The organism is Streptococcus iniae, from assembly GCF_030732225.1.
Classification (GTDB): domain Bacteria; phylum Bacillota; class Bacilli; order Lactobacillales; family Streptococcaceae; genus Streptococcus; species Streptococcus iniae.
The window spans coordinates 345,112-367,144 of the sequence record NZ_CP132230.1; the positions used below are offsets into that span (position 1 = coordinate 345,112).

Consider the following 22,033-nt stretch of genomic DNA (forward strand, 5'->3'; position numbering starts at 1 on the left):
TTACTGTAAAAATAGGACACTTTAAAGGGGGTAGCATTTGAAAAAGATAAAAAATAGTATTAATCATTACGCTGAATATTATATTATTGCAGTAATGATGCTTTGGTTTGGGATGCTATTTGTCTCTTGGGACCAGATGCTGTTTGGGGTATCTATCTACTTTTTTGTGATGCAAAAAATATTTGTTATTTTGGGATTGGTAACTCTTTTAATGTCTATGATAGCAAAACGAAAGTTGCTCTTCCTCTTCGGTGTTCTTTTCCTCTTTGCTTTCTGGGTTAATATGTTTTTACTTTTTTTCGTCTTGCCTCCTATTTTTGGAAATTAAAGACTTACTGAATGACTTATTTATACTGCTATATTATAGCAAAAGAAGAGGCTGGGCAAAAAGTAGCTTCAGAATAGAAAAAAACGAGCATTTCCGCAGTTGGAGATGCTCGTTTTCCTATGTCATGGTTTATAATTATAATAACCACAAAACAACTAGAAAGCCATGACTATGTATAAAGAGTATAACACAAATCAATTGAGTTTGGAACTAAACCTTGCCTACGATATTCCTATGAATCATGAAGTTAGATTGATCAGTCTTTTTGTGGATAGTATTCCTAGCCAAGTTTTATTAGAAGATAAGTCACACACTGGTCGTCCTGCCTTTCATCCTGCTATGCTTTTGAAGATGACGCTCTTCGCCTATGCCCGTCAAGTCTTTTCTGGTCGCAAAATGGTGCAGATGAATGAGGAAGTGATTCCCATGAAATGGTTGAGTCAGGATACTTATGTCAGCTATAAGACCATCAATAATTTTCGCTCAAGCAAGCATGCCAACAACCTGATTAAGACTGCCTTTATTTACTTCACCCTCCTTATGCGTGAGAATGGCATGATTGAAGATGAGGCACTCTTCATTGATGGCACCAAGCTAGAAGCTGATGTCAATCTCTACTCTTTCACTTGGAAAAGAGCTGTTGATAAATACGAATATGCCTTAAATGGGAAAATCTCAGAACTCTATGACCAGCTGGTTCAAGAGGGGGTAAACCTAGCTCTGTCCAAAGAAGAATGCGAAACCAGCGAGGGGTTAGTGCGCCTTTTAGAAGACACTGAACAGGCCTTGGCTGAAGTTGAGAAAGCAATTTCTGAAGAACCAAAGGTTATCAAGGGAGGTTCTGCCAATAAGCAGAAGCGACGTCGTATTAAGAAACTGCGCAACCAGTTGAGAAAGGATTATCTCCCTCGTAAGCAACGCTATGAGGAGGCTAGAGAGATTCTAGAAGAGCGTAACTCTTTCTCCAAAACGGACCACGATGCCACTTTTATGCGAATGAAAGAGGAAAGAAATAGTCTGGGGAGAGACTATTTCTTCACGAGCTTTAAAATAAAAGAGCGAGTATGATGAATGGCCAGCTTAAGCCAGGCTACAATATCCAAGCTGCCACTAATGGCCAATATGTTCTTGCTTACGATATATTTTCAAATCCAACAGACACCCGAACTCTGAAACCATTTCTCCAATCCATTCAAACTCTGGACCTCTTTCAAAATATTGTCGCCGATGCCGGTTATGGCAGTGAGGAGAATTATAGTTTTATCATTGATGAGTTGGAGAAATCTCCTCTTATTCCCTATGGTATGTACCAGAAGGAATTGACTAAGAAATATAAAAACAGTCCTACTAATCCAAATAATTGGGACTACCTTGAAGAAACAGACCAATTCATTAAACCAGATGGTGTTGTTTATTCCTTTAAATATTACTCTCGTAGAAAAGATAAGTATGGCTTTGAACGGGATTTCAAGATTTATGAGGCAGAAAAAATACAAAGCACGGAAGAGTTGGAAAAACTTTCCAAAACAGAAAATGGTCGCCAGAAACAGATCCATTACAATCCAACTTGGAATTACTTTAAAGAACTCATAAAGGAAGAATTACATAGCGAAGATGGCTCTCGAATCTATGCCAAACGGAAAATCGATGTCGAACCCGTTTTTGGCCGATTGAAGAGTGTTTTTGGCGTGCGTAGAGTCCATGTCAGAGGCAATCAAGCCGTCCAAACGGAGGTTGGATTCCTCTTCATGAGTATGAATCTAATAAAATTGGCCAAGAATCTCGACCCTAAAACTTCAAATACTCAAAAACCACACAGTAATTTTGTCATCTTGAATATTTTCAAGACTGAAATCACTGTGTGGTTTTATTTGAAGCTACTTTTTGCCCAGCCTCTTCTTTATTTACAAGTGTATCAGGCTAACAAACTTAGGCGAAAGACTAATGATTTAGCTCTTATCAATTCTTGATGCTTGAGTTCTGTTATGGGATGGCTATCTAAAGTTACAGTGCCAACAAATTGGAAATGGTCGTAATTATTTTGGGTGACAATAGTAAGTGCTTGATTTTCAGGAAGATTTAATCTGACCTTTGAAAAGAGAGGGATACCAAATTGGTATGTGGCTTTACCAGGACAAACAGGGTAAAAACCTAAGCAAGAAAAAAGATACCAAGCTGACATGCTGCCATTATCCTCATCACCAGGAAAGGCTGTAAAAGTATTGGTGAAGAGTTTAGAGCGTAATTGTTTTATTAAGAGACTGGTGTATTCTGGTTTTTGGCTCCAATGAAATAAATAAGGAATGTGAAAACTTGGTTGATTTGATAGGGCGAGTTGACCAAAGTGGCCTTCGGCCATTTCACTCATTTCATGGATTTCGTAACCATAGTTATCGGCTGTAAAAAGAGGCTTACTTTGACAGAGTTTTAGGAGGTACTGCGTGAAAGCAACTTTTCCTCCCAACAAAGAAATTGTCCCTTCAATATCATGATAAGCGCCTAGTGTTGACTGAATAGCAGAGCATTCGGCATAATCTTTCCCCCAAGCATAGGGATTAAAGGGCTCTCTAAAGTTACCATCACTATCTTTTGCCCGTAAAAATCCAGAATGAGCATCAAATAATCTTTTGTAATTCAGGCTCTTGTCAAAGAATTCCTTAGCTAAATCTTCATGTCCTAGCTTTTTAGCAACAGTCCCAATACACCAGTCGCTATAGGCATAATCAAGGCTATGGCTAACACTTTCGGTATACTTGCTTGGTAAATAGCCAAGTGCTTGATAATCCTCATTACCAGTGCGACCAAATCGGTGATTAGGATCGGATTTTTGACGATTAGTTAACATGGCTTCAAAGAGTTGAGGGGTGATATCACCTGCAAGTCCCTTAGTTACCGCGTCAGCAATTACCCCATCAACTAAAGTTCCCGGCATGATAGCTCTCTCATTGGGTGATAGCCATTTTGGTAAAAAACCAGTATCTTGATAATGCTGTAAAATCCCTTCTAAAAAGTCAGCCAAGTAATCTGGATATAGGATTGATAGCAGTGGATAATTACTACGAAATGTATCCCAATAGCCATTGTTGGTGTAGAATTTCCCTACTTTGACACTGTTACTATGGGGGTCAAAATGAATAGCTTGATTCTTGTCATCTTTTTCAAAAAACGTTTGAGGAAAGAGTAAACACCTGTAGAGACAATGGTAAAAAAGAGCTTTTTCATCTGCCTTATCAAGGTCCTCAATAAGGACACGACTCAGCAGGCTAGTCCATTTTTGAGTCGCCTTTTGATGGGCTAGTTCAAACGGTTCTTGCTCCAGTAAATTTTTCTTGGCTTGTTTGGGACTGATAAAAGAGGTTGCTAACTGGCACTGCAAGTGACTAGTCTTAAAAGTCACTTGTAGATGTAAATCTTTTCCTTCAATAAGAGTATCAACAGTTCTTGCGCCGTCTTCAATCACTTCCTGACAGGACAAAATCGCATCATCGAACTTAAGTAGTGCATACATAGCAAAGTCTTCAGATGGCGTTTGACTAGCATTTTTAAGGGTAATAAGTAGCTGATTAGGGCTTAGTAGTTGATAGCAAGCCCAACCTGGAGCATGAAACACCAAACTAAGAGGAGCTGCGCTAGCAGAATTCACGTCCAAAGTGGCTCCGTAAAGACTGGGAGTTAGCTGACTTGTGACTTGAAACCGATGGGAATAGAGTTTAAGTAGGTCTGGTCTAAAAACAGCAGAATCCATGTCATAACTAGACTGCCTATGAAACAGACTGTGTCCATATAAGGTGCCAGTGACAGGTGTAATAAGTAATTGTGAGAAATCACCTACCCAAGGACTGGGCTGATGGGTAAGGCGTATCCCTTGGTAAACAGGTTCGTAAGGATTAAACCACCAATTCCCGTGTTGGTCAGTAGTTTGAGGTGCAAAATAAGTCATCCCAAAGGGATACCCTGTTAAAGGAAGAGTATTTCCATTTGAAAAAGCATGAGAATTATAAGTCCCTAAGCGTGTATCAATTGTTTCTAAAATCGTTGACATTGCCGGTTCCTCCAAAAAGCAAATGTAAGGCCTATTTTTATTATAAGCTAAAAAAAAGATAAGCATAGAGGCTTTGTGAGAGAAGCTTGATTTGTGTAAAAAGGGGTTTAATTTGTGTATAGGATTTGCTAAAGAACTATAAAAAAATAAAAATAAACCACCTAAAAAACCAATCAAATTATTTATAAATTATATTATTATTTGATTTTAACTAAAAAAGTGGTAAAATAAAAATAGAAAAAGAATTTCAGATTAGAAAGGATAAAAATCGGAAAACAATATTATTTGAAATTCCTATTAACAACATTTAAAACATAGTATTCTAGTTAATAAGTCAAGGAGACTATTTATGAAAGCAAAAAAACAATAACTTCATTAATCTTTTTAACTACGTTATTATTCAGTCTTATTATTTCTCCGATTACATATGCAATGACGCAAAACGATAGTACAACAAAGGTATCTATTTCGAGAGAAGAAGCAGACCTGTTAAAAACATATCACCAAAATATAAATTTTATAACTGACCAAGAATCACTGAATTTAAAAAAAATTGTTTTAAACTCAATTAACGAAAAGATTCCAGTACATTCATCTTTAAAAGAGTATGATTTTGAAAATATTAGAACATTTAAGTATGATACAATGACACTAGTTAGTGTATCAAAGTATAACAGTTTACTTAGCACATTGACATTCACTATTGATTCAGGGGAAATAACCAGTTATATTGAAAATGATGTAATTAACGACAACGGATACTTTAGAAGTAACGTATACGAAAACGGTGCGTTAGTATCAAGTAATTTAACAACAGCTAAATATCTTTCAAATGATGAAGTTCTTGAAAGCATAAAATCACTTGAAAATGCTACACTAGACAATGTTTTAGTAGGTAAAACAAGAGGTTTAGACGCAAAATGTTTTGCAATTTTTACAGGAGCAGGAGCAGCAATTATCGGAGCTATTCTTAAACTTTGCGGAACACCATGTGCTTTAACTCCTCCTGTCTGTGTCGCATGTTTAGGAGGTATTGTAGCAGTTGGAGCTGGCTCAATAGCTGCAGGTGTTGCTTTTTGTTGGAAATGATGTAACAATATGGTATTAGAATATATATTAGTGTTTATTGCCACATTTGGCTTCGTATATTTTTGTGTTAATTTACCCGATATTATAACTCGTATTTACAAAAAGTTCAAAAAGCACTAAGGTTTTAAGTTTTGAATTGCACATCGTCTATAACTCTCTTGATAAAACAAAAGAACTGAGTTGATTATTCAACTCAGTTCTTTTCATCTTTAAGTTTTTGAAAAGCACCAACAAATACTTGACTTACTTTCAATGGTTGTCAAAAATAAATTCGATCTATCAGATAGCTCGACTGATTCATTTCAATGAAATCATGTAAATCTAAAATGTTTGGTATTGAGAATGCTCTGATAATCTGAAGTAAATCTTTAAAGTTTGATTTTTTGTCTCAATATCAAAGTTCCTGATCTGCCTAATACCCGTCTTATCATAGTGATATTTATTTTTTTTTAAAATAGTCTCCTTATTCTCATATGTTAGAGATAGAGGGCATCTAGAGAAGCTTGATTTGTGTAAAAAGGGGTTTAATTTGTGTATAGGATTTGCTAAAGAACTTTTTTAAACTAAGAATAGGATAAACTAGCTTCAAGGAGACTAATATGTTATATACCAAGGAAAAGACACAAGCATGGCTTGAAATGATTGCTAATAAAACAAAGGATCACCCAAGTTGGGCAAAGGTTTTTGAAAAATGTTTTACCAATACTTTAGATGAAACCATGACAAAACTGGATGATGGGACTACCTTTATTTTGACAGGTGATATTCCAGCTATGTGGCTAAGAGACTCAGCTGCCCAAGTTAGACCATATTTAGCCTTAGCTAAAGAGGATTTACTACTTAGGCAGACTATTTTAGGTTTAATTGAGCGTCAGCTGACCTTTATTTGCCATGACCCTTATGCAAATTCTTTTAACATGTCAGAAAATTGGAATGGTCATCATGAAACTGATAAAACACATCTAACGGGTTGGATTTGGGAGCGCAAATATGAGGTGGATTCCTTATGTTACCCGTTGCAATTGGCCTATTTACTCTGGCAAAAAACAGGAGAAAGCAGTCAATTTAATACTACTTTTTTTAAGGCCCTTAAAACCATTGTTGAGCTTTGGACGGTAGAGCAAAATCATGACAATTCTCCTTATCGTTTTGAGAGAGAAACAAACCGACAAGAAGATACCTTAGTTAATGATGGTTGTGGTCCTGCTTGTGCCTATACAGGGATGACCTGGTCTGCTTTTCGTCCCAGTGATGATGCTTGTCAGTATTCTTATTTAGTGCCTTCAAACATGTTTGCTGTTGTTGTGTTAGACTATGCATTAGAGATTATTGACAGTTTATTCAATGATACTTATAAGGATCTAGCCCAGAATATCCTGACCCTGAAAGAAGCCATTGATTCCGGTATTAAAGCCTATGGGGTAACACAGAACCAAAAAGGAGAGAAGGTATTTGCCTATGAAGTAGATGGTTTGGGCAATGCTTCCATTATGGATGACCCCAATGTGCCTAGCTTATTAGCTGCACCTTATTTAGGCTATTGTCAAATTGATGACCCTATTTATCAGGCGACTAGACGAACAATCTTAAGTCCTGAAAATCCTTATTACTATCAAGGAGAATACGCCAAAGGCTTGGGCAGTAGCCATACCTTTTACCGCTATATTTGGCCAATTGCCCTTGCAATTCAAGGTTTAACCACAAAGGATAAGAAAGAAAAAGAAGAACTGCTTGACATTATGGTTGCCTGTGATGGTGAAACGGGTGTTATGCATGAAAGTTTTCATGTTGATGATCCTAAGAAATTTTCACGGGAATGGTTTTCATGGGCAAATATGATGTTTTGTGAATTAGTTCTAGATTACTTAGAATTGGAGCAGTAGGATATGGTAAAAGAAACCGTACATATTATTTCTCACAGCCATTGGGATAGGGAGTGGTATCTTCCTTTAGAAGAACACAGGATGCGTTTGGTTGAATTGTTTGATGATCTTTTTGACTTGTTTGACCGAGACCCGGATTTTAAGAGTTTTCACTTAGATGGGCAAACCATTGTTCTTGAAGATTATCTGGAAATGAGACCACAAAACAAAGACCGTCTGCAAAAATACATCGACCAAGGCAAACTCATTATTGGTCCCTTTTATATTCTTCAAGATGATTACCTCATCAGTTCAGAGTCTCATGTTAGAAATCATTTAATTGGTCATCTAGATAGTCAGAAATGGGGGAAAGCTCCAAAGATTGGTTATTATCCAGATACTTTTGGCAATGCTGGCCAGATTCCACAATTGTTAAAACAATCAGGTGTTGATGTGGCTCTTTTTGGCCGTGGTGTTAAACCTGTTGGCTTTGATAACCAGGTTTTATCTGATGATCATTTCCAGTCCAATTTTTCTGAAATGATTTGGCAAGGAGCAGACGGTAGTCAAGTCTTAGGCATCTTATTTGCCAACTGGTATAGTAACGGCAATGAAATTCCAGCTGAAAAAGAAGCAGCTAAAGAATTTTGGGATATCAAGTTGAGAGATGTCAGGAAGTATGCCTCCACATCACATTATTTACTGATGAATGGTTGTGACCATCAGCCTGTTCAAAAAAATCTCAGCCAAGCCATAGCCTTAGCTCAGGAACTTTATCCTGATATTGACTTTAAACACAGCTCTTTTGAAGACTATATTAGTGCCGTAAAAGAGGATATCACAACAGAGTTATCTAAAGTCAAAGGAGAATTAATTAGTCAGGAAACTGACGGATGGTACACACTAGCTAACACGGCTTCAACCCGAATTTATTTGAAACAAGCCCACAACACATCAGAAAATCTGCTAGAGAAAATTGTAGAGCCCCTTGTTGTGATGACAAAACAATCTTACCCTAAAGATGAGTTGCGTTATGCTTGGAAGCTCCTCCTTCAAAATGCTCCTCATGATAGTATTTGTGGTTGCAGTGTTGATCCTGTTCACCGTGAAATGGAAACACGTTATGAAAAGGTGCAACAAGTTGGAAACTTTCTTTGCCAAAGACTTTTGGAAAATTGGGAAAAAGATTTGGATTCCCAAAATCTCTCACCATTAGCCTTAACCGTTTTTAACACCAGTGCTCAAACAAAGACACAAGAAGTCAGCCTGGAATTGGTTGTTGAACAAGAAGATTTCCGTGATGGGCAACTGGAAAAACACTATCAAGCGATGGCACAAGTGGATGTGTCAGACTTAGCACTTTATAGCTCAGACAACAAACGACTTGCCGCAAAAATTGAGGATTTAGGGGTGAATTTTAACTATTACCTGCCCAAAGATGCTTTTCGCTCTGCCAATTTCGCCCGTAAACTCAAGGTTACTTTTGTCGTTGAAGACCTAGCGGCCTTCTCATGGCGCAGCTATCAATTAAAAAAAGACAAGGAAAACCCTAAAGAAAGCCCTAAAGCAAGTCAAGTGCTAGAGAATGCTCTGCTTAGAATATACCCTAATGAAAAAGGGGAATTAGTCTGGGAGAATAAATCTACCGGGCAAAGCTACCCGAACTTTTTACAGTTTGAAGATTGCGGCGATCTGGGTAATGAATATGTCTTTAAAGCACCAGAAAATGAGAAGCCCATTTTCTCTGAGCTGGTGAACTTTGAGATGCTTGAATCATATGGAAAACTAGCCAAGGCAAGAGTTTGTCATCGCTTAATGATTCCAAGTCAAATGCAAGACCGTTTACGAGATGAACAAAAAAGGTTAATTGAATTTCGACACCGGAAATCACAACGTCAAAGGGATCTTAAAGAATGGTTTATTGAAACAGAATTGATCCTTTATGAAGGGCAAGAAAGACTAGAGTGTCGTTGTCATTTTGATAATCAGATGAAAGACCATCGCTTACGTGCTATTTTTGATTTTGCTATTAGTAGTGACAAGCACTATGCGGATTCAATTTTTGAGCGTGTAGAAAGGCCTAATCATACACATTCCAACTGGGAAAATCCAAGTAATCCACAGCGGCATCGCAGTTTTATTCAATTGCAAAATGACAAACACGCCATGACCCTGTCAAGCAAAGGTTTATTTGAGTATGAAATTCTTCATAACCGTCAGATTGCTTTAACCCTTCTTCGTGCAGTAGGAGAACTGGGGGATTGGGGTTATTTTCCAACACCAGATGCTCAGTGTTTAAGAGACTTCACTCTGGAGTTTGCAATTGACTTGCATGCACCAAATGATACTTATCAAGCTATTCAAAAAGCACAGGCCTTTCAGACAGATTTGATTTTGAAACAGGTCTCACAACATCAGGGAACTGTACCAGCTGATGCAACTTGCATAGAACACCCAGTGCTTGCTGATGACAGATTATGTGTCACATCCTTGAAAGTATCAGAAGATGGCAAAGACAGTTTGCTTCGTTATTTCAATCTGTCACAAGAAAAAATCGCCTTGTCGCATAAGGCCAGAGGAGTAGATTTGTTAGAAAATGGCATTGGTCAATTAGGAAAAGTCATGGCTGGTCAAGAAATCAGAACAGAAATCATTGAAGGGGATAGTCTATGAAGGTCGCATGTTTTGATATTGGTGGAACAGGTCTTAAATTTGCCTTAATTGGACAAGATTTGGTTCTTAAGGATAAAAAAGAAGTGCCAACTCCTAAGGAATTAGAAGGCCTGTTAGCATTTATAGCTGACTGTTTACAGGGAAAAAAGGTAGATGCACTTTCTTTTAGTTTCCCAGGAGCAATTGATAAAGATCGTGGGCAGATTATGGGGATTAGTGCAGTACCTTATATCCATGGGCCGTCTTGGTATGACTTATTAGCTGATTATCACTTGCCTATTTACCTTGAAAATGATGCCAACTGTGTGGGTTTGAGTCAACTGGCTATCAGTAAAGAGATTAAGAACTTTATGTGTGTGGTATGTGGTACAGGAATAGGTGGAGCACTGGTGATTGACCGTAAATTAATTGCTGGACCAAAGGCTTTCGCAGGAGAATATGGCTGTATGATTGTGGATTCTAGTCAAAAGCCCATTCAAAACTGGTCACAATTAGCCTCTACAGGAAGTCTTGTCAGACAAGTAACCAAGGAGTCTCATAAGGATTTGGGATGGACTGGCCGTAAGATTTTTGAAGCCGCTGCTAATGGCGATCAGACGTGTCAGAATGCCATTAATCGCATGATAAGATACCTTGCTATTGGCATGATGAATCTCTACTATTGTTGCGACCCAGAAATGATTTTTATTGGTGGTGGCATCAGTCAAAACCCTGACTTTATTAACCAACTAAAAGAAGAGCTGCAACAATTGACAGCTAACTATGAAGGTTTTCCGGTGGCTCCAGAAATTGCAGCTTGTCATTATCATCAGGATGCCAATTTAATTGGAGCCTATATGAACACATTCCAGTAGGAGGATTTTATGACACTTAAACTAAAGTTAGCAGCTGATATGTCAAAAGAGAAAATTTTACAGACGGCAGCTCACCTAGGCATAGAAGAAGGGCATTTACAGGTTAGTGTTGACCCGGAAGTCAACAGTTTACAGGTGAGTAAAAATCAAGGCAATTATCGGATTCTTGCTCCCAAGGCCCACATGGTTTTTAGAGGCTTACTCTTGTTGGCTCGGGAATTAAAAAACACTACTGAAGACCTTACGATTTCCGAAAGTTTTGCTTATAGGGATTTGGGCTTCATGGCGGATGTATCACGCAATGCCGTCTTAACAGTTGAAGCCGCAAAACAAATGATAGCCCTCTTAGCTCAAATGGGTTACTCCTCTTTCCAACTTTACATGGAAGATACCTATCAGATTAAAGACCAACCTTATTTTGGCTATTTTAGAGGGGCCTATAGTAGCAAAGAACTTCAAACAATTGAAAAAGAGTGTCAGGCCTATGGCATGACCTTTATCCCTTGTATCCAGACTCTCGCCCACCTGCATTCATTTGTGAGATGGGAACAAGAAGCCATCCGACAAATACATGATATTGATAATATTCTCTTGTGTGGTAAAGACGAAACCTATGCCTTGATTGATCAGATGTTTGAAGCCATGTCTCAGCTTGAAACACGAAAAATCAATATTGGTATGGATGAAGCGTTTCAAATTGGATTAGGCAGCTATTTGAGGCAAAATGGCTTTCAAAATAGGAGCCTGATCATGTGTCAACATTTGGAGCGCGTGCTTGATATTGCTGATAAATATGGCTTTACTTGTAGCATGTGGAGTGATATGTTTTTCCAATTGATTTCAGCAAGTGAAGATGGCTTGCTTATCGATGAAGAGTTATCAGCTTATTTGACCAAAGTCATGAAACGGGTGACCGTAATCAACTGGGATTACTACCAGACAAAAGAAGAAAACTATGACAGGAGCTTCCAGCGGCACAAGTCTTTAGGTCAAGATATTGCCTTTGCAGGTGGGGCTTGGAAGTGGATTGGTTACACTCCTGACAATGATTTCAGCCTTTATATTGCCCCTAAAGCGCATGCCTCTTGCCAGAAAAATCAGATTCAAGAAGTAACGATCACAGCTTGGGGAGATAATGGGGCAGAAGCGTCAGCTTTTTCAGTGCTGCCAAGTCTCTTAGCTTGGGCTGAGTTAGCTTACACCGATAGCTATGATTTTATGGATAAGCATTGTCACCTCTTGTTTAATCTTTCCTTGAGTGATTTTATGGCAATTGATTTAGCTAATTTAACGCCTAGCAATCCCCATAGCCATGGCATTCGAGAGCAAAGTGGCATAAACCCTAACCGTTACCTTTTATACCAAGACATTTTGTGTCCACTTTTACAGAATCACTTAGACAGTAGCCTTGATAGCAAGCATTATCTTGATGCTGCGCAAAAACTAGCCTATATTCAAGAAAAGGACTCTCCATATGCTTATCTCTTTGAGACTCAAGAAAAACTCTGTCACTTGCTTGCGCTGAAGATCACGGTCACACAAAACATTAGAAGTGCCTACAAGGAGAATCAGCAGGAGCAGTTGGCAAGAGCCTGCTTGCAGTTATCAGACCTAAAAATCTTATTAGAAGATTTTAGAGAAGCTCATAGTCATCAGTGGTTGCTTGAGAATAAAATTTTTGGCTTAGATACCATTGACATCAGATTAGGGGGGCTTGGAGCAAGAATTGACCGAGCCATTAGTCGGATTGAAGATTATTTACTTGGAGTGATTCCTGCAATTGAAGAGCTAGAAGTGCCCATTCTTCAGTACAGTGATCAGTGTCTTCCGAGTGAGTATAAGGCAATCCCAGCCAATCAGTGGCAATTACTGGTGACAGGATCAACCCTCTACACCACCTGATAAAAGAATTAAAAACAAAGACAAAGTGATTTTATCAATAATCTAGGACTTCTGGCGACAGAAGTCTTTTTTGAAACTATAATTTGTAGAATTTTGCCTATAATGTGGCTATTAACAGATAATATAAAGATAAGTATACTAGTATTGTAAAGGTTTACATAGAAAGAGAAGACTATGAACAAAAGAATACAAGTATTGAAACAAAATGCCATATTTTTCCTCATGGTTTTACCAGGTGTCTTATGGTTTATTACTTTCTTCTTTATTCCAGTATTTGGAAATGTTGTGGCATTCCAAGACTTTAGGATTACAGGAGAAGGCTTTGTCGACAGTGTCATGCATAGCAAATGGGTTGGTTTTGAAAACTTCAAATTTCTCTTCCAATCAAAAGATGCCTACATTATCACACGTAATACCTTGCTCTATAACATTGGCTTCATTTTATTAGGTTTGTTTTTTGCAGTAGGAATAGCCATTGTTTTTAGCCAACTGCGTTCTAAGAAGATGGTTAAAATTTTTCAAACAACAACCCTCTTCCCCTATTTTCTATCATGGGTTATTATTAGTTTCTTTGTTTATGCCTTTTTAAGTCCTGATAAAGGTTTATTCAACAATATATTACGTTCTTTCCACATGAACCCAATCAACTGGTATAATGAAGCGAGTTTTTGGCCCTTCATTCTTATCTTTCTAGGAGTTTGGAAGGGGCTTGGCTACAATAGTATCATTTATTACGCAAGTATCATGGGGATTGACCCCACTTATCACGAAGCAGCTATCATTGATGGGGCTAGCAAATGGCAACAAATCAGATATGTAACCTTACCACAATTGGCTCCATTAATAACCATCTTGACCATTTTAGCCGTTGGTAACATCTTCCGTGCCGACTTTGGTCTCTTTTACCAGATCCCTAAAAATTCTGGAACACTTTATAATGTGACGCAAGTACTAGACACCTATGTTTATAACGGGATTTCAGGAACAGGTGATATAGGGATGGCAGCCGCAGCGGGGCTTTATCAGTCCGTCGTTGGGTGTTTGCTTCTAACAACAACCAATCTCATTGTCCGCCGACTTGATCCAGAATCAGCACTATTTTAGGAGTCGCCATGAAAAAGAAGAAAATTAAGTCAGTTGAATTACATGTTTTTGATAAAAAAACAAATGTGATTTTCAATGTTCTCTTAGCATTGTTTGCATTATCATGTATCCTTCCTTTTATCTTTGTTATCATTATTTCCATTACCGATGAATCCAGTTTGATGACAAAAGGTTATTCCTTCTGGCCATCGCTACTAAGTTTTTCGGGATATGAATACTTATACGAACTCCGCGGGCAAATTTTACAGGCCTTGTTTATTACAGTTTTCATTACTATCGTTGGAACAAGTTTGAATGTGTTTTTTACAACCCTCTATGCCTATGCCATTTCGAGACGAAGTTTTAAGTACCGTCGTTTTTTCACCATGATGGCCTTGGTAACCATGCTCTTTAGTGCAGGGGTCATTCCTACATATATCATCATGACCACCTTCTTACACTTGAAAGATACAGTGGCTGCTTTGATTCTACCAATGCTTTTGAGCCCTTTTAACATCATGGTTATGCGTTCCTTTTTCAAAAAAACCATCTCAGAATCAATTATTGAATCTGCTCGCATGGACGGTGCAGGTGAATTGCGTATCTTCTTCCAGATTTGTTTACCAATGACCCTACCTGGGATTGCGACTATTTCCTTGTTTACAGCCTTAGCATTTTGGAATGATTGGTACAATGCCTTACTTTACATCCAAAGTGATAACTTAGTTCCCTTGCAGTACTTATTAATGAAGATTCAATCCAACATGGAATACCTCTCAGAAAATATATCAGCAGGGGCTCAAATTTCTAGTATTTCAGGGTCTTTACCAAAAGAGGCAACCCGAATGGCTATTGTTGTTGTATCAACCTTACCAATAGCTTGTCTATACCCATTCTTCCAGCGTTATTTTGTAAAAGGATTAACGATTGGAGGTGTCAAAGAGTAGAAAGTTACTAACCATCCTAGGGAGGGAGGCATGAAGAACTTATCATAAATCCTATATAACCGTTTGCAATGCTCTTATAACTAAACATAGAAAGGTAACACAATGAAAACTTGCAAAAAAGTATTAATGTCAACGATGGCGCTATCATCAATTCTTGCACTATCAGCTTGTTCAGGATTAAAAGGAGGGCAAAAAAATAGCCAAACCAAAGATGGTAAAACCAATATTGTAATGTATCAAATTGGAGAACCAGCTAAAAACTTTGATACCTTGATGAAAAATGCCAATAAAATCATTGAAAAAGAAACTGGAGCTCATCTGGACATTAAGTTTATTAACTGGGGTGACTATAATGATAAAATGGCCATTATGACATCATCTGGAGAACAGTATGACATTGCCTTTTCTTACAATTATGCCATTAACGCACAAAAAGGTGCCTATGCTGATTTGACTGATCTTTACAAAAAAGAAGGTAAGGCCCTTTATGACATCCTTGACCCAGCCTATATCAAAGGAAACAAAGTAAACGGAAAAATCTATGCTGTTCCAGTTATCGGAAATATCGCTAACCAACAGATGTTCTCCTTCAATAAAGAACTCGTTGACAAGTATCATTTTGACATCTCATCTGTTAAAACCTATGAAGATCTAGAACCAATGTTAGCTGTTATTAAAGAAAAAGAACCTAAAGTTACGCCTATGGCCTATACCAAAGGAACAAAAGTATCAGATAACTTTGATTATATTCTAGGTGATATCATGCCATTTGCAGTTGACTTAGAAGGGGACCCAACTAAGATTGTGAACCAGTATGAAGTGCCTCATTTCCAAAAACACCTTAAAACAGTTCATAATTATTATAAAGCAGGCTATATTCCTTCAGATGTTGCTACAAGTGATGCTGAATTTAAACTCTCAGTACCAAACTGGTTTGTTCGTAAAGAAACTCAAGGTCCAGCTGACTTAGGTGATAGCCTCTTAACAACTGTTGCAGGTTTCCCAATTGTGTCACGCCCACTAACAAATGCTTATAAAACAAGTGGCTCAGTACAAGCAGCTAACTTCGTTATTTCAAGCACTTCAAAAAATAAAGCAAAAGCAATGGAAGTGTTAACACTTTTGAACACAAACAAAGAACTTCTTAATGGTCTTGTATTTGGTCCAGAAGGAACAAACTGGGAAAAAGTACCAGGTAAAAAAGATACCATTAAATTGCTCAAAGGCTATTCAAATGACACACGCATGCCAGCTTGGAATACTGGTAACAGCCAACTTCTTTACCGTACAGAAAATGTAACAGATGCAGACGTTGCACAATCTGAAAAAGTCTTAAAAGAAGCTGTTGAATCTCCAGCTTTAGGATTCAGTTTCAATACAGATCCTGTTAAAACTGAAATTACACGTCTTCAAAATATTATGAATCAATACAATGCAAGCATTCATACAGGAACAGTAGACCCTGACAAATCAATCCCTGAATTGATGGATTTATTGAACAAAGAAGAAGCTTATACCAAAGTCATGAAAGAAATGCAAAAACAATACGATGCATTCCTAGCTAAAAAATAAGTTGATTAAAGGTGCCCGGTACTTTCCTCTTGATAGAATAGGAAGCCGGGCTTCTTTTTTGGAAACGTGTTCAAGAATGGTTCTTTTTGATATAATGGTGGGACATAAAAGAATAGGAAAAAAAGAAATGACAGTAATTGATAAACTATTTCATTGGGTCTATTATGTAATGAAACTCAGCATGATTTATGTGGTCTTGCTTATAAGTGGTTTCTTTCTTTTGGGCTTTAGTCCAGCCAATGCAAGCCTAATGACCTTGTATAATAAGCATAGAACAGCTGCTGAAAAATACACCTTTTCAGAAGCCTTTGCAGAATTTAAATCGACTTTTAAACTCAGCAACAGCGTGTTTTTGATTGTTGCGATGATTGCACTTGGGCTTTTATATACCCTGTGGGGGCTTAGCCATATGACTCCCAGCCTTGTGGTCTACTTTTTTTTAATCATGACTCTGTTAGCCAGTCTTTTTTTAGCCAGTTTTTATGCTGTCTATTTGAAATTACAAGTCTATTATGATTTTAAATTGAAAGATGCCCTTAGTTTGTCATTTATAGCCATTTTCTTTCACTGGCTGTCTATTTGCAAATGCTTACTAGGAACAGTTGTTTTGCTAGTTATTGGAAGGCACTTACCTTTAGTTTTAGTGGTCTTTCTTCCTGTTTTTTGGCTGATATTTACCTTTGATATTTTGGAGCCGATTTACAAACAAGTCTCAAAGCAAGGATTGTGATATGAAGAAGATACTCATTCATACCCTCTTAAAAAGTTACTCTTATTTGGTTATTACCATTATTATCTTTTTTGCAAGTGTTTTATCCTATATCAACTGGGAGCATTATAATCAAAGTATTGAAAGTAGTCAGCAGTTGGTTTTGGAAAATGTCAAAAATGAGTTGGACGGCTATTCTGAACAAGTTAAGGGCCAGATTTTTGATATCTCACAAGACAAGGACAAAATTGAAGGCATCAACAGGTATTTCCAAATGAGTCCTTCAGAGTACGAGGCTTGGCTCTTGCACCATCCCTTGTTTTTGGTCAAAAATGTCTCTTTTCATAACACTATCAGATCTCTTTACCGTAACCTGCCCTTTGTAACGGGTGTTGACTTGGCCATGGCAAATGAAAAGCGCGTCCTTGTGTCAACAGATGAATTCAAGTCAGGCTATTTGATTTCTTCTAAGGACTATAAAGCACCAGTCAATAGTTTTCCAATTAATCTTTATGATGCTTCAAGTCTGACACTGCTTGGGACCTTTTATATTAGGGTGGACGATGGTATTCTTGAAAAAATAATTGATCAGAGCACGCGATTGCCGGTTGCAGTAAGCATCAAAGATACCTTAAACCGACAATTTTATAAACGCAAATCAATTGGTCAAAAAGACCGTTTGGCTTATCAATACAGTGGTGATTTGCTGATAGAAGTTGGTTTGTCTAAGAATTACATCTTAAAAGAAGTTGGCCGACTAACAGCTCTGATTTACTTAGTTAGTGCCATTCTTATTGGTATTTTATTGCTAGTTTTACGTAGGGTTTTTCACCATTATCAAGTGCAAGTTACAGACCTTGTTGATACCATGCAATTAATCACAGACCAAGATAATAGTATTCGAATCAATACTGACAACAAACAACAAGAAATGTATTTGATTTCCAGTCAGATTAATGACATGTTGGACTCTTTAGACCATTCAATTCGTGATATTTATCGACTTGAATTAGCCCAGCAAGATGCTAATATGAGAGCCTTGCAGTCGCAGATTAACCCACACTTTCTCTACAATACTCTTGAATTCTTTAGAATGTATTCTGTCACTAAAGAAATGGATGACTTGGCAGATATGCTCTATGAGTTTAGCAGCCTGCTACGAGGGAGTATTTCTCAGAAAAAAGAGACTACCTTGCAAGAGGAATTGGCTTTTTGTGAGAAGCATAGTTACATTTGCCAAATCAGATACCCACGCTCAATTGCTTATTCCTATCAGATTGAAAAAGGGTGTGAAGATATCAAGATTCCACGCTTTAGCATACAGCCTTTGGTTGAAAATTACTTTATTCACGGTGTGGACTTAAAACGCATGGATAATGCCATCAGTGTTAAGGTATCACGTCAAGGAAATGCTGTTGAGATTTTAATCAGAGATAATGGAAAAGGAATGACCAAAGACACCCTATCAGCTTGTGAGGAGTTGCTTGGACAAAGACAGGTACTCAATCAAGAGCAATTAAAATCAATTGGAATAGTGAATGTTCATGAACGACTACTCCTTTATTTTGGGGACAGGTATCAGATTAGCTTGCACTCAACAGAAGCTATCGGAGTTACCTATTCCATTTCTATAACAGGTGTTTTTAGTGAGGAGGATTAAATGAATCAGATTAGCATGCTTGTTGTTGACGATGAGTACATGATTTTAGAGGGCATGAAAAAGCTCCTACCTTATGAAGAATTTGGCATCACTCATATTGAAACGGCAGAAAATGCAGAAATTGCTTTGGCCTATTTTGCTAATCATGCTGTTGATATCGTCTTGACAGATGTTTGTATGCCAGAGATGACAGGTCTTGAAATGATTACAAAAATGAAGCAACTGTCTAGCAAGACGTCCTATGTTATGATGTCAGGGTTTCAAGAGTTTGATTATGTCAAACAAGCAATCTCATTGGGAGTCAAAGATTATTTGGTTAAACCTATTAATAAAAAAGAATTAGCACAGCTTTTACAGGCACTAGTTAAGGAAAAAACCAACGAAAATGCCCTATGGCAAAAGGTTTTAAAGGGTCAAGAGCCTGTTCAAAGCCTCTTGTCGGAAGGTCAAAAGACCTATTTTCTTGCTTCCTTGCAAAAACAAGAAGGTTTTGAAAGCTTAGACATGTTAATTAATCATCAGCCTGTTTATGTGGCTTTTACAAGCAAAGATTGCCACCAAGAAAGTGACTATCAGGAAGTGTTGGATGCTCAAAGTCAATTGCCAGAGATCTTAGAACGTTTGGAACGTTATCTTTTTTATGGGCAGTTATCAGAAAGCAAAGACGTTAGGACGCATTCATTTTATGAACAACTCCTACCGCTTTTAGAGTCGGGGCAAGTTCACAAGCTTGAAAGTGAACTCTTAACAATTGTTGATGACTTAAAAGAGTTAACTCCGGCAGTTTACCTAAGTAAACAGTTTTTTAATCATGTCATGGCAGCGGTCTACCATCATTTTCAACAGCTAGATCAACTGCAACTAGAAGATTATCATCTTAAAGTAGAAGCAACTACAAGGCTAACGGATTTACTAAGCATCACACTAAACCATCTCAAAACAATAGGAGACAGTAGGAGCTTTAATAAACATGTTGAGGAAATTTTAACTATTATAGACCGAGATTACCATCTTGAACTGACCTTAAAAGAAGTCAGTGAACGGCTTTTTCTCAATACGGTTTATTTAGGACAAATTATCAAAAAAGAGACAGGCGCAACCTTTGCAGAATTGCTCAATCGAAAACGTATTAAGATGGCCCAACAGCACTTAATGACCGGGGACCAAAGTATTGAAGAGATATGTTTTCAAGTTGGCTACACCAATTTAGGTTATTTTTACAAAATATTTAAAAGGATTTGCGGAGAATCCCCTAAATCATACCGACAAAAATTAACTCATCGTCATCACAAAACACTTGAAGATGAACAGTCATTAGAAGACACTAAATAAGGAGATTCTATGTATCACTTTCCAAAACATTTTTATTGGGGGACATCAACCTCAGGCCCTCAGACAGAAGGCCGTATAGCAGGAGACCAAAAAGGGGATAATAATTGGGATTATTGGTACTCACTTGAACCTGAAAAATTCCATAACAAGATTGGTCCAGAAAGAACCTCTACTTTTTATGAGCACTTTGAAGAAGACATTGATTTATTAGTGGCTACAGGACACACCATGTTTAGAACCTCTATTCAGTGGTCGCGTTTAATTCCAAATGGTGTTGGTGACCTTAATCAGGAAGCACTTATCTTTTACCGTCAGGTCTTTCAAAAAATTCGTGCCAAAGGGATTCGCCTGATGGTTAACCTCTATCATTTTGACATGCCTTATGCTCTAGAAGCAAAAGGAGGTTGGGAAAACAGAGAGACAGTTTATGCTTTTAGAGATTACGCCAAAGCTTGTTTTGAGAATTTTGGAGACCTTGTAGATGATTGGATTACCTTTAATGAACCGATTGTTCATGTGGAATGTGGCTACATTTACCAATACCACTACCCAAATAAAGTAGATGCTAAATTAGCTGTTCAGGTTGCCTATCATACCCAATTGGCAAGTTCCTTAGCTGTTGAAGCTTGTCATGAAATGTTGCCTCAGCATAAAATCGGCATTATCCTTAACCTAACCCCAGCCTATCCTAGAAGCCAAGAAACTGAAGACTTGGAAGCGGCAAAAGTTGCGGAACTCTTTCAGGCCAAATCCTTCCTAGACCCATCTGTCAAAGGGCATTATCCTGAAGCATTACTGGAAATAGTAAGAAAACACCACTTAATGCCAAATTATGACCCAGGTGATTGTGACCTTATTTCCCAAAATACGGTTGATTTTTTAGGAGTCAATTATTACCAACCCTTACGGGTCAAGGCACCAAACCAAAAACCAGATCAAGGCCAAGCCTTTATGCCCAACTGGTATTTTGAACCCTATGATATGCCAGGGCGCAAAATAAACCCGCATCGGGGTTGGGAAATTTATGAAGAAGGCCTCTATGACATTGCCCAAAACATCAAAGACAATTATGGAAATATTGAATGGATCCTAACCGAAAATGGAATGGGTGTTGAAGGTGAAGAAGCTTTCCAAGAAGATGGAATGATTGCAGATGATTATAGAATCGACTTTGTTAAAAATCATCTCAAAGTCCTCCACCGGGCAATTTCAGACGGGGCTAACTGTAAAGGCTACCTCATGTGGACCTTTATTGATTGCTGGTCCTGGTTAAATGCCTATAAAAACCGATATGGCTTGGTTGCTTTAGACCTTGAAACACAAGAGCGCCGCATCAAAAAATCAGGATACTGGCTAAAAGAAGTCAGTGACAAAAACGGTTTTGACGACTAAGTGAGCTTTAAGGCAAAACAGTAAATCCTTGCTATTTGTCATTACTCCTTTATAATAAGAAGTAGATTAAGGCAAGAGGAGGACTGACTATGACACCCAAAAAACCAAAGATGCTTTTCACTCTAGTAGCATTATCCATTTTAGGAATGATAGGGACAAGCCCTGTCAAGGCTGAAAGCCCACAAGGACCAAGTATTAAAGCAGAAGCACAAGAAAGCAAAGCTGTCGCTGTTTCAAGCCAATTCCGCAAAGACCAACCAATTGTAGATGTTAGCATTAACATCGGAGATAAATACACCCAAGCTGGTAAAGTCACCATTAATTTGCAAGACAAAGAGGGAAAAACACTTGTGACCATCCCCTTTGACTTACCAGAAGGTGCCAAAAGCATGACTGCTTGGTTTGACATGACCGGTATGGCAAGTGGTGATTACACGATTTCAGTTGGCTTCCAAAACCCTACAGGAAGTTACCAAGCTCAAACAGAAGCCTTCACCTATACCGCAAAGTAAACAAAGAGAAGAAAGAGCAGATGAGTGATTCATCTGCTCTTTGTATTAGTGGTGAACTATTTTTGAAAGTCAATAA

The 22,033-nt window shown here is 37.9% G+C and carries 15 protein-coding genes and 1 pseudogene; 15 read left to right on the forward strand and 1 reads right to left on the reverse strand.

Annotation, left to right across the window (positions count from 1 at the left end; translation table 11 throughout):
* Positions 1-37: 37 nt before the first annotated feature.
* Positions 38-328 (forward strand): hypothetical protein, encoded by a 291-nt coding sequence (locus Q9317_RS01815; protein WP_003100679.1) that lies wholly within the window; start codon positions 38-40, stop codon positions 326-328.
* A gap of 171 nt (positions 329-499) precedes the next feature.
* Positions 500-2,252, forward strand: a pseudogene (locus Q9317_RS01820) (IS1182 family transposase).
* Here Q9317_RS01820 and Q9317_RS01825 read toward each other — a convergent pair.
* Positions 2,244-4,370 (reverse strand): GH92 family glycosyl hydrolase, encoded by a 2,127-nt coding sequence (locus Q9317_RS01825; RefSeq protein WP_003100690.1) that lies wholly within the window; start codon positions 4,368-4,370, stop codon positions 2,244-2,246. The pseudogene Q9317_RS01820 and the gene Q9317_RS01825 overlap by 9 nt on opposite strands.
* A gap of 432 nt (positions 4,371-4,802) precedes the next feature.
* On the opposite strand from Q9317_RS01825, the gene Q9317_RS01830 reads away from it, so the two are divergent.
* The 13 genes from Q9317_RS01830 to Q9317_RS01890 all read left to right on the forward strand — a co-directional run bounded on the left by Q9317_RS01830 (position 4,803) and on the right by Q9317_RS01890 (position 21,957).
* The gene (locus tag Q9317_RS01830; RefSeq protein ID WP_003100692.1) at positions 4,803-5,459 is read left to right on the forward strand and encodes a hypothetical protein; all 657 of its coding nucleotides are present in this window, start codon (positions 4,803-4,805) and stop codon (positions 5,457-5,459) included.
* 599 nt (positions 5,460-6,058) lie between these two features.
* A complete protein-coding gene (locus tag Q9317_RS01835; protein WP_003100694.1) occupies positions 6,059-7,342 on the forward strand; it encodes a glycoside hydrolase family 125 protein in 1,284 nt (427 codons plus the stop codon).
* 3 nt (positions 7,343-7,345) lie between these two features.
* The gene (locus Q9317_RS01840; protein ID WP_003100696.1) at positions 7,346-9,994 is read left to right on the forward strand and encodes an alpha-mannosidase; all 2,649 of its coding nucleotides are present in this window, start codon (positions 7,346-7,348) and stop codon (positions 9,992-9,994) included.
* Positions 9,991-10,848, forward strand: coding sequence for an ROK family protein (locus tag Q9317_RS01845; RefSeq protein WP_003100698.1), 858 nt, complete (start codon positions 9,991-9,993; stop codon positions 10,846-10,848). Before Q9317_RS01840 ends, Q9317_RS01845 begins: the two co-directional genes overlap by 4 nt.
* A gap of 9 nt (positions 10,849-10,857) precedes the next feature.
* Positions 10,858-12,750 (forward strand): beta-N-acetylhexosaminidase, encoded by a 1,893-nt coding sequence (locus Q9317_RS01850; protein WP_003100699.1) that lies wholly within the window; start codon positions 10,858-10,860, stop codon positions 12,748-12,750.
* Positions 12,751-12,924: 174 nt separating this feature from the next.
* Positions 12,925-13,854: an ABC transporter permease gene (locus Q9317_RS01855; protein ID WP_003100700.1), complete on the forward strand. Its 930-nt coding sequence runs from the start codon at positions 12,925-12,927 to the stop codon at positions 13,852-13,854.
* An 8-nt stretch (positions 13,855-13,862) separates the two neighbouring features.
* A complete protein-coding gene (locus tag Q9317_RS01860) occupies positions 13,863-14,780 on the forward strand; it encodes a carbohydrate ABC transporter permease (RefSeq protein WP_003100701.1) in 918 nt (305 codons plus the stop codon).
* 102 nt (positions 14,781-14,882) lie between these two features.
* On the forward strand, positions 14,883-16,352 hold the full coding sequence (locus Q9317_RS01865) for an ABC transporter substrate-binding protein (RefSeq protein ID WP_003100702.1): 1,470 nt from the start codon (positions 14,883-14,885) through the stop codon (positions 16,350-16,352).
* Positions 16,353-16,479: 127 nt separating this feature from the next.
* Complete coding sequence (locus tag Q9317_RS01870; RefSeq protein WP_016355811.1) at positions 16,480-17,082, forward strand: DUF624 domain-containing protein; 603 nt, start codon at positions 16,480-16,482, stop codon at positions 17,080-17,082.
* A gap of 1 nt (position 17,083) precedes the next feature.
* Positions 17,084-18,721 carry a sensor histidine kinase gene (locus Q9317_RS01875; protein WP_003100706.1) on the forward strand — a complete coding sequence of 546 codons (1,638 nt, stop codon included), beginning with the start codon at positions 17,084-17,086 and terminating at the stop codon, positions 18,719-18,721.
* Positions 18,722-20,053 carry a response regulator transcription factor gene (locus tag Q9317_RS01880; protein WP_003100708.1) on the forward strand — a complete coding sequence of 444 codons (1,332 nt, stop codon included), beginning with the start codon at positions 18,722-18,724 and terminating at the stop codon, positions 20,051-20,053.
* A 9-nt stretch (positions 20,054-20,062) separates the two neighbouring features.
* Positions 20,063-21,445 carry a glycoside hydrolase family 1 protein gene (gmuD, locus tag Q9317_RS01885; protein ID WP_003100709.1) on the forward strand — a complete coding sequence of 461 codons (1,383 nt, stop codon included), beginning with the start codon at positions 20,063-20,065 and terminating at the stop codon, positions 21,443-21,445.
* An 89-nt stretch (positions 21,446-21,534) separates the two neighbouring features.
* Positions 21,535-21,957 carry a hypothetical protein gene (locus Q9317_RS01890; RefSeq protein WP_003100710.1) on the forward strand — a complete coding sequence of 141 codons (423 nt, stop codon included), beginning with the start codon at positions 21,535-21,537 and terminating at the stop codon, positions 21,955-21,957.
* Positions 21,958-22,033 lie beyond the last annotated feature (76 nt).